Genomic DNA, 13,931 nt, shown 5'->3' on the forward strand with positions numbered 1-13,931 from the left:
GATAAAGTCAAGCCACAGCATGACTTTTTATCCTCTCCTCAATCTCGCTTCTAAAATGGCGTATCAGCCCTTGGATTGGCCAAGCTGCCGCATCACCTAAAGCACAAATAGTATGCCCTTCTATTTCTTTTGTAACGTTAAGAAGTTCGTCTATCTCGGATTTTTTGGCATTACCTTTAACTAGCCGCATCATAATGCGCCACATCCAGCCCGTACCTTCACGGCAGGGAGTACATTGTCCGCATGATTCATGCATGTAAAATTTACTAAGGCGTGCTATTGCATAAATAATGTCGGTAGATTTATCCATAACTATAATACCACCTGTACCAAGTCCGGAACCTGTGGTTCTTAAACTATCAAAATCCATATCTACTTCACATAATGACTTAGGAAGTAAAGGCATGGAAGAACCGCCCGGGATTATGGCTTTAAGATTATCCCATCCACCACGAACACCGCCGGCATATTTCTCAATCAATTCTTTTAACGGAATCCCCATTGCCTCTTCAACATTACAAGGCTTGTTAACATGACCGGATATACAGAAAATTTTAGTACCGGTATTGTTAGGCTTACCGATAGAAGCAAACCAACTAGCTCCTCGTCTTAAAATGGTCGGCACTACTGCAATAGACTCAACATTATTTATAGTAGTTGGGCAGCCATATAACCCAAAGCCGGCAGGAAAAGGCGGCTTAAGCCGTGGCATGCCTTTTTTGCCCTCTAAGCTTTCAAGCAGTGCCGTTTCTTCACCGCAAATATAAGCACCCGCACCACGATGTAAATAAATATTACAATCGAATCCCGAACCGCAAGCATTCTTTCCTATTAACCCTTCTTTATAAGCTTCATCTAAGGCACGCTGAATATTAGAGGCGTCATTATAAAACTCACCTCTAATATAGATATAACAATTATTCGCTCCTATAGCAAAGCTTGCAAGCAAACAGCCTTCTATCAATTTGTGCGGCTCGAATCTTAATATATCACGGTCCTTACAAGTACCAGGCTCAGACTCATCTGCATTTACTACTAAATAGCAAGGTTTCTCTGAATTTTTGGGCATAAACGACCATTTCATACCGGTAGAAAATCCAGCACCACCTCGCCCTCTAAGCCCTGATTTCTTGACCTCTTCAATGATGAAGTCTCTACCTTTATCAAGCAAAGCCTTAGTATCATCCCAATCGCCGCGTTTCTTGCTAGATTTCAAATCACGGCCCTGCTGCCCATGTAGGTTAGTAAAAATTTTGTCTTCTTCTTTTAGCATAAACTATTCTCGTTATGGCTCAAAAACGTCATTGCGAGGAAAGGCGAAGCCTTGACGTGGCAATCTCAGGAGTCTTGTACTGCTTCATGAGATTGCCACGCTCCTTGGAGTCGCTTAGCTCATGATGATTCATTATCTTTCTATTACTTTTTTATTAAACTTCCTATTAACAAACATTGTAAGTATCGGAGCGGAGATAAAAATTGATGAATAAGTACCGGCTATCATCCCAAAAAATACAAGTACGCTAAAACTACGGATCGCCTCACCACCAAAAAGAATAAGGGCTAAATTGGCAAGTAGCGTAGTAATTACCGTTAAAATAGTTCTTGATAAAGTCTCATTAATACTTAAATTTATAATTTCCGTTATATTCTTTTTATGGTATTTACGTAAATTCTCTCTAATCCTATCATATATTACTACCGAATCGTTAACGGAATAACCTATAATAGTTAAAACTGCGGCAATAGTACTTAAGTTAAAATCAAGTTTTGTCATACTCATAAACCCAAGAGCAAGTATTACGTCATGCACTAAGGCGATAAGTATACCAAGACCGAAATACCATTCAAAACGCACCCAAATATAAACCATAATCGCTAAGAAAGAGAACAGCATCGCCATAGCCCCTGCTTCTATTAACTGCCTACCGACTTGCGGACCGACAAAATCTACCTTACGATATTCAAACTTATACGGAAAATTATTTTGCAAAGATGTTTTAATTAACTCAATATTTTTCATGAGATTTTCTTCACTACTACTACCGAATCTAATTGATAGATCATGCTCACTACCGAAATTTTGTAAGACCACCTCACCAATTCCAAGCTCACCTAGCACTTGACGCATTTTTGGCAAATCAGGAGCTTGATCAAGCCTGACTTCAATAACTATACCGCCGGCAAAATCAATACCGAAATTAAATTTATATATACCGATCCAAATAAAGCTAATGAGTGATAAAATAATTGAGAAAGTGTAGCTGACTTTTTTAAAGTTCATAAAATCGAAATCGATTTTATTCGGTAAAAGCCTTAAAGGATAAATTTGCATTATTATATATTTTATTGAATAAAAGTTATATTTGTATTATATAGTAAATTCAAAAAGGTTAAATGATTTTTTATGTCAGAAGTAGTAGTAAAAGAACAATTAGAGCAATATATAAGCAAAATAGAAAGATTAGAACAGGAAAAAGCTGATTTATCTCAAGAAGTAAAAGATATTTTCCAAGATGCTTCTTCACATGGATTTGATGTTAAAGCTATGAAATCTATATTGAAACTAAAGAAATTGGATAAAGATAAACTTGCTGAGCAGGACGCTATGCTTGAACTTTATAGAGATACTTTAGGGATTTGAGTCATACGTCATTGTGAGGAAAATTATGAAGTAATTGACGAAGCAATCTCAGGAGTTTATTATTACTTCATGAGATTGCCACGCAGCCTACGGCTGCTCGCAATGACGTATTTAGTATTCACATAGCAACGCACTCTTTCGCAGTAACGACACAAGAGCTACGAATATATTTAAGCTTTTGCTGTCTTAGTTTTAGCAATAGTGATATGTCTCTCTTTAATTCTAGCCGACTTACCGCTTCTATTTCTTAAATAATAAAGTTTAGCACGACGAACTACCCCGTATTTTACTACCTCAATAGAGTGTACTATCGGTGAGTAAGTCATAAAGCGTCTTTCGACTCCTTCACCATGGCTAATTTTACGTACTAAGAAAGATGAAGTAATACCACGATTTCTTTTTGCGATAACTACACCTTCATAAGCTTGAAATCTTTCCGTTAATTTTTCCTTACCGTCTTTCTCAATCGATCTATCAATAATTTTAACAGTTACCTTAACTGTATCGCCGGCTTCAAAATCAGGAATTTTTTTATTTGCAGTAAGCTTTGAAATATTTTCCTGTTCAAAGCGGTCAATAATATTCATTTTTTTAACTCCTTACTCTATAAATCTTTAAGTAACTCCGGACGGCGTAATTTAGTAATCATACGTGATTGCTCTTTTTTCCATTCATTAATTAGCCTGTGGTTACCGGATAACAAAACACTCGGTACTTTTCTTCCACGCCAAATTTCAGGTCTTGTATATAGACCGCACTCAAGCCCGCCCTTAAATTCCCCGTCTTCTTCAAAAGACTCGGAAGATAAGGTATTTTGGTTCATTAAAACACCTGGCAGTAGTCTAATTAAGCAATCGAGAATGGTAAGGGTAGGTATTTCTCCGCCGGATAAAATGTAGTCGCCTACACTAATTTCTTTAACATTATACTCTTCAATTATACGTTCGTCAATCCCTTCGTAACGTCCACATAAGAACATAAGGTTTTTATTTTTTAACATCTCCTTAGCAAAGCTTTGAGTAAAGACTCCACCGCGAGGTGAAGGATAGTAAATTTTAGCATTAGGATTTAAAGAAAGAGCATGATCTATGCTACTGCCTAGAACATCAGGACGCATTATAAGCCCGTCACCACCGCCGTAAGCCTCATCATCAACGTTTTTATGCTTAGTTAAACCGAAATCTCGAATATTAATAACGTCATATGACCAAATATTTTTATGCAGTGCTTGCCCTGCTAAAGAATACCCCAGAGTCCCAGGGAATATTTCAGGAAAAACTGTTAAGATTATAGCGTGAAGTATAGACATACGTTTAAAATAGTAGCCAGTACCAATTAATACAATAAAATTATAATTTAATTATTTACCCCACCCACCTGTCCTATAATCTTCTTTTCTTTGCTTTCTAGCAGCAGCTATTGCATCGCTTCTAAATGCTTCAGCTTTTTATTGATTCGTTTTATGAGCTTGATCGCTTTGAAGTTTTTGAAATTTCGCTTTCTTATCAGCTTCCATATAACGACTTTTTATTTTCTCTAAGCGTCTCATAGCATCTTTATCTAAACTCACACCTGCTTCTTTTGCTTGCTGCTCTATTTTTAATGCTGTCTTATAACCTTCCGCTGCTTTTTCAGCTTTAACCATTTTATCCAAAAAATGAGCTTTGGAATCCCGCATTGCATCATTATATGGATTTATCTTTAATTGTTTTTCTGCTTTCTTTTTATCAAAGTTTTCTACCATAATTTTCTCCAAAACTTAAGTTAAAAATATATCTATAGTTGCATATATTTTATTTCAAAAAAAGTTAATAAAGAAAAATAGAGGTATAAGTAATTAAAAATTAACCAATTTGTGTTATAAAAACTTCATCACTTCCTCAGCGATGATTAGCTCTTCGTTTGTCGGCACAGCGAAAACTTTAACCTTACTGCTTTCAGTACTTATTATATACTTGTTTTTTTGGTTTTTTGCATCATCTATTTTAATACCGAGCTATGAAAGTTTTTCGCTAATCATCTCACGTATTACGGCAGAATTTTGACCGACGCCGGCAGTAAAAATTAAACAATCAAGCCCCTCAAGTGCAGCAGTTAGCTTACCTATTTCAAGTTGGATACTATACACGAATAAATCTATAGCAAATTTAGCATCAGGTGAGTTACTGGCAAGCAAAGTACGCATATCGGAGCTTTCACCGGACATACCTAGTAATCCTGATTTCTTATATAGTAACTCGGTTACTTCTTTCGTAGTCATTTTCTCATGATCGATAAGATATAACACTACTCCGGGATCAAGGTTACCTGTCCTTATACCCATCATAACACCGTCAAGTACGCTAAAGCCCATGGAACTTGTTAGACTGAGACCGTTTTTAATAGCACATAGACTACTACCACTTCCTAAGTGAGCTATAATAGTCTTTGTAGGTAAATCTTCCTTTGTCATTTCTTTAAAATGGCTGCTAACATATTTATATGATAACCCATGAAAACCGTCACGAATTATCCCTCTATCATAATATTTTTTTGGTAAACCGCAAGCTTTTGTAATAGGCGGATTGGTAAAATGAAACGACGTATCAAAACATGCTATATGTGAGATTTCTTTATATTTTTGAAGAAATAAATCCAGTACCTGCAAATTATAAGGTTGATGCAAGGGACTTAGAGGTATTAATGCTCTTAAATCTTCACTAACTTTTTCGTTAACAATAACCGGTTTATTAAAATTTTTCCCGCCATGGACAATACGGTGACCGGTTGCAATTAAATTGAGATTCTCTTGTTTTTTCCACCAATCTTCAAAAAGATCAATCATTCCCTTAACAGCATCACTATTAATATCTGCAGTAGATTCACGATTTTTATTGATATGGAATACTATTTTATTGTCGTTTTTTTCTAAAAAAATATTATAAATTTTATCTTTAACTTTTTTATTCTGAATTTCAAAAATAGAAATTTTTAAACTAGATGAGCTGGCATTAGCTATTAAAATAACATTTTTCATTATTTACCTGCTTGGATATGTAGCTTCGCCTTAGTGTGATTATAAATAAATGAAGCAAGTATACAGGAAATAACACACATATCTATAGGATCGGCTCTACTTGTTAAAATAATAGGCACACGGGCTCCAAGAACGATACCTGCCATAACTGCTTGACCCAAATATTTCAGCTGCTTTGCAAGCATATTGCCTGATTCAAGATCGGGTACTACTAATATATCGGCATTTCCTGAAACTGAAAAGCTAATGCCCTTTGCTTCTGCAGCAAATAAAGATATAGCATTATCAAACGCAAGCGGTCCGTCAACTATAGCATTCGTAATTTGTCCTCGATCTGCCATGTTCGATAAAGCGGCAGCATCAAGGGTTGTAGGGATTGCAGAGGTTACCGTCTCAACTGCCGATAATACCGCAACTCTAACTTGTTTGTCTTCTTTGATCATATGCATTAAATCAATAGCATTCCGCACTATATCACGCTTATCTTCAGAGTAGGACGAATATTAATAGCAGCATCGGTAATAATAAAAGGCTTTGGGAACGTCGCAACTGCCATTAAGAAAGCATGGCTTATACGGCGTTCGGTACGTAGTCCATTCTCCTTATGAACCACCGCAGACATAAGCTCATCAGTATGAAGCGACCCTTTTTCATAATAGCCGCAACTTCTCTTTTCTTTGCAAGTTCTACGGCTTTTTTTAGCTGCTTCGTGGCTATGCTCAACGTTAATTACTTGATAATCCTCAAGATCAACATTATTAACTTTTGCTACTGATTCAATTTTATATTGCGGTCCTATAAGAATCGGTTTTATTACATCAAGTTGTGCCGCTCTAACCGCACCGAGTAATGATTCTTTATCGATCAGATGAACTACTGCAGTTTTAACAGGCTTAAAGCCGTCGGCTCTAAGCAATAGATCGATGAAATGCTTTGCTGCTTAATCAAAGTCAGGATCGTTGATTTCTTTTGGAGGAGTATAAGTAGTGCCTAATTTCTTAGCTAGAATTGCATCTAAAAAAGTCTCATTTATTATATGTTGTTTCTTCATAAACCCCTGAATAAATTAATCACTAACTTAATTAGATAATATATAAGTTAATTAATCAAGGAAAAACTAATTATTGTTTTTAGTGGGAATTTCTTAAGTGCTATTAACACAACAGTGTAAGTTTAAACCATTCTTGCAAGACGTTATTGCATAGTTCTTAAAAAGACCTTATTATCATTCCCGCTTTTGCGGGAATCCAGTTACTAAAAAGTACAAACACACTAAATTTTTAAAATTAACAGCTCAAATAATTTCGCTTTTTTCTGGATTCCCGCCTACGCGGGAATGACATAGAAGCCATACAACAAAGCTGCGACTAAAATGAGCATGGCGATCCATATAATTACTAATTATGATAATCTAAATCAGTTATTGTTTTAGACAGCTCTTCTAGTTTTAGCTCACCTATAAGATATATATTGCTACTCCATACAAAGTACAAATTGCATCATCAAGGTGATATTTAAATGACTTTATATCTTCTTTGTCTCGCTCTGTAATATCTTGAGAAGATTTATCAAAAATTTTTAATGTGTCCTCGTTTAAAGCTGTTAACCCCAAATGTTTTAATATGGTGTTTGCTTTTGTAAAATTATATCCTTTTATATATTCTATTGCTTCTCTTGCTGGGTGTTCACTTATACGAATTATAATTTCATTATTTCATTCCTCTTAAATAAATAGCTTCGTTTTTACTATAAATAATCTTATAGATTATTTAAATAATTCCCAGTTTCATTCTTGTAGAGGCAAATCCTTTCTTCCTTCAGGAAAAAAATCATTAGTAGGGTTTAAGCTTAGTTCTTTAAAGACTTCTTCCCAACTTTTTTGTGGTTTAAAGCTTTTATCTGATAATAAATGTTTGAGTTCTTCAGAATCATTTTTAGTTTGATCGTTCATAAACATTTTTGTTTTTACATATTCTATATACTGCAATTGTTTAAAAAACAACTATTAGTTATACTACTTCATACTGCTCAAATGATCTTCTAATTTTCTTAGTTTTCTGCCTTCATTTACTATTGGTCTCACATATTTTTCCATTTTGGCATTTTCTCTATATTTATTAATCTGATCGATCTGAGCATTTACTTCATCGGTAATAGCTTGCTTTCTATCCTCTATTTTATTTAACACTTCAGTACTATATTCATAATTTTTAACATCAGCATTAAAGTTATTAAGCTCTTCCATAATCTTTTGGTCTATTTCAGCTCCTTCGGCAGTATCTTTAACTTTTTGTGCTATTAATGCCGGCATTTCTTCGATCTTGATATCATCTCTTTTGAAATGATCTTTAAGCTCTTTATAAGTTTGTTCTAAATTTTCCTGGGCTTTCTCGTGCATAATATCATAATGCTCTTGGCGACGAGTATATCGATCTCCATCTATAAATTCTGCATATTTTCGATGAGCGTTATCTATCATATCCCGCATCTGAGAATCAGTAGCTTTCTCACGCATAAATCTATCACCCATCATTACCGGCTCACCCTCTTCGGATAACTTACTATGCACCTCATGAATGAGCTTTCTTTGAGCTAATTCTTGATAATATTCTACATCACTCTGTCTACCTGCATTCTCAAGTCTTGCTAGATATTCCGGTGATAATATATCTGCCTGAGCAGCTAGCGTCTCCTTATTAATATGCATTTGGAGTTCTTCACGTTCCCGTGCTTTTTCTTCATCTTTTAATTTTTCGCTATAAGTTCTAAGTCTTGGATCGTTATATTCAAAATCATGCCATTCGGCACTGGTTAGATTACCCTCATAAGCATCGCGTAAATCTTTACCGACTATTGCAGTTAAAGCTTCTCTTTTTATTCCTGTATAACCTGCATATATTTTTTCGCCTATACCTACACGCCTTTCTTCTTTTAATTTACGTTTTGTATCAACACGATGCTCCATCTCTTGCCAGCTTCTAAGCACTCCTATATTCTTACCGAAAAGACCAACACCTCGCCCTGACATTTCTTGGTGAGCATATTTATAAGCATCTTGATAATCTCTAGTAAAGTTCGCATCGCTAGCGAGTTCACGTAAGTTAGCATCTTTTAATGACTTATCAAGCTCTGTTTTTTGTTCTTTACTTAAAGCGGCGTAATCTTTCACTCCATATTTATTTGCAGCAATTTTATCTCGAAGCTGAGTAAATTTCATTTGCGATAGTTCTTTTGCTTTTAATTCATTCCCTTTAGGTAAATTCTTTAATAATCCTGAAATACCGTTTTCATAATCCGTAATAGCATTCATCTTTACATCTTTAGAATCTATACCGTATTTTCTCTTAACCTCATTTTGTACGGCTTTGTTTGCTGAAGAACCGAGAGCTTGCTTTTCAAGCCTTCCCATCATTATACCTTCAAATCCTTTAGCAAAGAACATACTAGTTTCTTCTAACTTCGCACTTACACGGGTAGTTACAGGTGCACTTACCGTCTTAGCCACATAACTTAGCGGTCTATTCATTTGCTTCGCTGCAGATTCATAAGATTGCTGATTAACTTTTTGTATGTCTGTTAAATTACCTGAAGTACCGGCAATAAATTGTGCCGTCGATATAGCAGTATCGTTAAATTTACTTAGCAAATAAATAGACACAAAAATTAGTAATATCCCGTCAAGTTGGATAAATTTCCCGTTTATAAAATTACTAATTCTTTTTGCATCTTTAACTAAATCTAAAAACGGTAATTCAATATAGCGTTCATCTATACACTCATACGCAGCACAATACTTACATTTATCAGGGTCATTCTTACAAGAATCATCTACTATTATATGATCTTCAGGAACTAATATATTTGCTTTGTGGAAATTATTTATACCGCCTTTCATCGGTACGGGGAACCACCAATAAAATATTGAATTACCAAGGCTTGGATCTATATCCTCAAGAAAACTACCGAATATTTCATTTATCGGACCTAAATTAGGAAAATCATGTTTACATACCGCAAAACCAAGCGTTGAATATATTTCGGTTCTGATGATCATTGAAATAAAAGCGATACCGGCAAATAAAATCATAGGCTGTAATGCGTATGATATTAATTGTCTTAACCAATTCTCAAATAACGAACGAGTTATATTAAACAACATGAAACAAATAAATATTGGTCCCATAATTATAATCATACCGATAGTTATAAGAGCGGTTAGATAGATAATAGTAGCTTTAAATATAAGAAAGAAAATAAAATACAGAGCTATTAAATATAGAATGATATATATACAACCAAGCCAATCAACAAATAGTAAAGAAAATAATTTAGATAAAGTTTGAGGAGAAATAAGTAACCCAAGCAAGCTTTGAGAACCGGGACCAGTAGCCGAAGCTTCATTAATTATTTGCAGTATTTGCTGAACCCCATCAATAAAAAATACGAATAAATAATCATGAAAAAATGTCCAAGCTTTATCCGTACTTAATAATATTGAGACTATACTAACTTTTAATATTCTAACTATAAGTTCGACATGAGTAAGGTTTATATTACCTATTAAAAAGGAAAAGCCCGTAAACATTATATATAGAGTTAAAATAGCCGAGACACTCATCCTATAACCCGGCGTATCAATTATTTGTTGATAAGTTTTCTTTATGATCCCATCGTTACCAAATAATACTCCTTTTATTAAATCCGTTAAAAATTGTAGCGGATCGGGTCTAGTATCAGTAACTCCGGACTTTATTATTAATCTATATTGCCCGCTATTATCATCATAAAATTTATCTATAATCTTAAAATAAAGAGGAGATTGAGCATATTTTGACTTATCTTCACCTTTATATTGATAATTTATACCGCCGGCTTTCAAGAATTGTCCTGTACTACTAATACTATAAAATTCATAGCCTACACTCGAAGTAAGCTCTCCTAAATGCTGAGTTATACCTCGCGGTTTACGCTGTGAATCTGGTGAAATATTGGGATCGGGATAATTTTTATCAGCAATAAGAAAATAAAGCCCGACACCGTCTGTCATTATACATGGAGCATTACTAATCATTGCATCATTTTGATTTGCGGGATTAGGAGTACACATATCAAGCCTAGCATTATCCCAAAAAGTACACGGTTGTAGCTTAACGCAAAAAGCAGCCAAAGTAGTTGTGTTATTTTTTTGACCATACCATGGACACCATGCAGATAACTGACCTGAAGTATTTTTATCGCCAAGTATATAACTCCATGGTCTTACCATAACGGTTAAAGGATAACCGTTTACTTTATAAGCACTATCACGCCATGGTGCTACCTGATCACCTTCCTGTCTTGAAGTAATTTCTTTCGGATCATATCTAGAAGAAACATTGAATTTGATAAAACCGAAATCATCAGGATCAATACAAGTATCGCCGGTACAACCGGAAAGCAGCAATAGCGATATTAATAATGTAATAAAAATATTTTTGTTCATTTTGAATCGACTTGTCATCCCGCGACTTGATCGCAGGATCTATAAAATGTTTTAATCTCATAAATTGTGTCCTGAGATCCTGCGATCAAGTCGCGGGATGACACTAAAATAATTTAGTTACTTCCTCTTTCTTCACATCATTACGCTCGGCAAGGAATTTATTTGTAAATTCACCACCTCCTTCCGGTTTTCTAGCTTTATAATTTTGATCAATTATCTTGTCTTTGAAAACTCTAGCCGGAGCCATTGCAGCCTTTTTAATCGGTTTTGTTACCGAACCTATATCCTGCATAACAGCTCCCACAGGATCAGAACGTTCTTGATAATTTCCTGATATTCGTGCCGGTGTAACATTTGTAAGCATTCCGACTACTATATTTACAAAAGCTACTAAGCCATATGACATCAAACAATATGAATAAAATAATAAAGCCGTAGTAAATAATACTAAGAAAGTATTAGCGTTGTTCGTTAGAATATTCGAGCTACTAATTTCCGGAACATCCGGTATATAGAAAGGTATTCCGGGTAAGAACGGTAATGTAAAAGAGAAATTAATCGGAATACCAAGATTTGTTAAATCAAGCCCTATTTTTATTGGTATAAGAGTATCCCAACAGGCTCTAACTACTACTTTTAAAAGCTGCTCAGATAAAACCTGATCTATCAATAAAAAGAAAATCAATAATATTGTCGGCTGCACTACATAGCTAAGCAATGTCGATATCCAATTATCAAATAAACTCTTAGTTTTTTCAAATAACATTAATATTATGAAAAACGGTGCTAATGAAATCATAACAGTTACCCCTATGAATGCAATAACATAGCCTATTATAACTTCTAAAATAGCTCTAAAATAAGTGATAAGTGAATAAATGGTTATAATAGCGATAAATGCTAAACCATTATGTATTTGTAATAATTCAATAAATAGTAATCCCCAAATCCTACCGTTAGTATATTTATTAAATATAGGATCAATAAAACCAAAAATATTAGATTTAGAGCTTGTAGCACCTACTACGTTAGTTACAAAGAAATCAATACCGTCAGTAAATGCACTAAAGAAGTATGTATTAAAGAAGCTCCAACTTTCTTCTCTAATTAAAAAAGCTACTATAGCTATTTTGCATATACGTGTTATTACTTCTACGGCAGTTAATTTTAATGCTCCTGCAACGAACATGAGCCCAAATATAGTAATATAAAGGGTTAATGCAGCTTTAGCTATATTCTGCACTGCAGAATTTTTAACTAACTTAATATAAAAGTTTTGACTAAAAGTTCTAAACTGATCGGTAATAGGTTTAATAGCACCGTTATATATTATATCAGAAAACCAAGTTGTACCAGTATAATTAGCATAATTTACACTAACTATCCCTTGTATATTACTATTAGGATTTACCACCCTTAACCATAAATATCCATCTTGCGGTGCATCAGTCGCAAAGTTATAATCTACCAGCGTACCACGAATAGATGGATCAGGTAACGTACCATCCGATGTTATTAAATATTCTAACTTTATATTTTGTTGATCACCCGGACTAATTGAATTTGTCCCATTACCTATTTCAACAATCATCGAATAACGACCAAAATATAAAAAATTAGCTGACCAATCATTCTTATTTATATAATCTACAAAACTAGCATAATTTGAAAAATTTCGGCTCCAATCACTCATTAAAACTGAATTACTAAACATGTTACTAACTTGCCAATCGCTAGTAAAATCCATAGTACCGCCGCTAGTTGCTTGATAATATATAAAACTACTTTGGGTACTGCCTGAATTTACAAAACTCTGATCTCGTCCCTTAATAACCTGCCCGCCTACTGTAATTATCATCCCTCTACCTTGATCGTAATAGCAAGTGGGGCTAGTATTTATACCGGCATTAGCAGGACAAGAATTAATTAAACCCATGAAATTCTGTACCGCTCCAATCATCATAGGCTTACCGACTAATACTCCGTTATTTATACTTTTATATTTTGTAGCTGAGCCAGTACCGCTACATCCGCTTGATTTTTCAGGATCTCTTGAGGCATCTATAAGATTACATACCTGCTCTGCAGATGAGTAAATTATTCTATTATCAAAGTTACCAAGGTTACTTTGAGTATAAAGTGCAGAAGCAGCGAATATCGAACTATCAAGTTCCTGTGTTAAAATATTATCTACGGTATTAGGAAGTTTTGGAGTATTAGGGCTAAAAAAATTATCTTTACCAACTAAACTAATATTTACTACATCGCCGGCATTAACTTGAATTCTCGAATTACCGTTAGAATAGTTAAAATACCTAACAGAATCAAACATTTTAGTAAATGAAAGTGCATCAAGGTCTTTATCAGGCGGTATGGCCCCCGGTGTTTCACTGTTATTGTCCGTAACAAAACGAGGAAATCCTAAAGCTTCAAATTGTAATTTAGAATAATTATAAGTTTTAATGAAAACTTGCGGTGTACTAAACCTTGGATCAATTCTATATAATACTAGATATTTTCTAGGTGCAGGAGTAATACCTGAAGTAGACCAGTTTATTTTTAACAATTTACCTTTCTCAACAGCATTACCTGTTGATTGCCAAGTTCCGGCTGTAGATAAACTAATTCCTATATTACCCTCTTGAAAACTTGTAAATTCAGGCACTTCTAAACAACCGAATAAGCTTTTTAACCCACTAAAACCGGTTGACATCCATGAAAAAGTATCAACAGCTTTAGCTGGCATCGCCATAAACAAAACTAATAAAACTAAACTCTTAAGAATTTTCATC

9 protein-coding genes and 2 pseudogenes are annotated in these 13,931 nt (G+C 34.4%); 1 reads left to right on the plus strand and 10 read right to left on the minus strand.

Annotated features, from left to right (window positions below):
* Positions 1 to 7 precede the first annotated feature (7 nt).
* Both nuoF and secF read right to left on the minus strand, forming a co-directional pair.
* Positions 8 to 1,273 carry an NADH-quinone oxidoreductase subunit NuoF gene (gene nuoF, locus RAS_RS00515; RefSeq protein ID WP_147141335.1) on the minus strand — a complete coding sequence of 422 codons (1,266 nt, stop codon included), beginning with the start codon at positions 1,271 to 1,273 and terminating at the stop codon, positions 8 to 10.
* A 132-nt stretch (positions 1,274 to 1,405) separates the two neighbouring features.
* Complete coding sequence (gene secF / locus RAS_RS00520; protein WP_147141338.1) at positions 1,406 to 2,332, minus strand: protein translocase subunit SecF; 927 nt, start codon at positions 2,330 to 2,332, stop codon at positions 1,406 to 1,408.
* Between the two features lie 72 nt (positions 2,333 to 2,404).
* On the opposite strand from secF, the gene RAS_RS00525 reads away from it, so the two are divergent.
* The gene (locus RAS_RS00525) at positions 2,405 to 2,641 is read left to right on the plus strand and encodes a DUF2312 domain-containing protein (RefSeq protein WP_004996682.1); all 237 of its coding nucleotides are present in this window, start codon (positions 2,405 to 2,407) and stop codon (positions 2,639 to 2,641) included.
* Positions 2,642 to 2,811: 170 nt separating this feature from the next.
* On the opposite strand, the gene rplS is transcribed toward RAS_RS00525, so the two are convergent.
* The 8 genes and pseudogenes from rplS to RAS_RS00560 form a co-directional block, all read right to left on the minus strand.
* Positions 2,812 to 3,228: a 50S ribosomal protein L19 gene (gene rplS, locus RAS_RS00530; protein WP_147141340.1), complete on the minus strand. Its 417-nt coding sequence runs from the start codon at positions 3,226 to 3,228 to the stop codon at positions 2,812 to 2,814.
* 17 nt (positions 3,229 to 3,245) lie between these two features.
* A complete protein-coding gene (gene trmD, locus RAS_RS00535; RefSeq protein WP_147141343.1) occupies positions 3,246 to 3,950 on the minus strand; it encodes a tRNA (guanosine(37)-N1)-methyltransferase TrmD in 705 nt (234 codons plus the stop codon).
* 138 nt (positions 3,951 to 4,088) lie between these two features.
* A complete protein-coding gene (locus RAS_RS00540) occupies positions 4,089 to 4,385 on the minus strand; it encodes a hypothetical protein (RefSeq protein ID WP_232049246.1) in 297 nt (98 codons plus the stop codon).
* A gap of 114 nt (positions 4,386 to 4,499) precedes the next feature.
* Positions 4,500 to 5,657: pseudogene (locus RAS_RS00545) on the minus strand (acetate/propionate family kinase).
* Positions 5,657 to 6,708 (minus strand): annotated as a pseudogene (locus RAS_RS00550) (phosphate acetyltransferase). The pseudogenes RAS_RS00545 and RAS_RS00550 overlap by 1 nt, the downstream one beginning before the upstream one ends.
* A 735-nt stretch (positions 6,709 to 7,443) precedes the next feature.
* Positions 7,444 to 7,608, minus strand: a complete 165-nt coding sequence (locus tag RAS_RS08385; RefSeq protein ID WP_172616100.1) for a hypothetical protein — start codon at positions 7,606 to 7,608, stop codon at positions 7,444 to 7,446.
* A gap of 63 nt (positions 7,609 to 7,671) precedes the next feature.
* Positions 7,672 to 11,139 (minus strand): TrbL/VirB6 family protein, encoded by a 3,468-nt coding sequence (locus RAS_RS00555; RefSeq protein WP_147141346.1) that lies wholly within the window; start codon positions 11,137 to 11,139, stop codon positions 7,672 to 7,674.
* A gap of 103 nt (positions 11,140 to 11,242) precedes the next feature.
* Positions 11,243 to 13,930, minus strand: a complete 2,688-nt coding sequence (locus RAS_RS00560) for a TrbL/VirB6 family protein (protein ID WP_147143854.1) — start codon at positions 13,928 to 13,930, stop codon at positions 11,243 to 11,245.
* Between the last annotated feature and the right edge of the window lies 1 nt (position 13,931).

Origin of the sequence: Rickettsia asiatica, assembly GCF_007989425.1 — a bacterium.
Lineage (GTDB): Bacteria > Pseudomonadota > Alphaproteobacteria > Rickettsiales > Rickettsiaceae > Rickettsia > Rickettsia helvetica.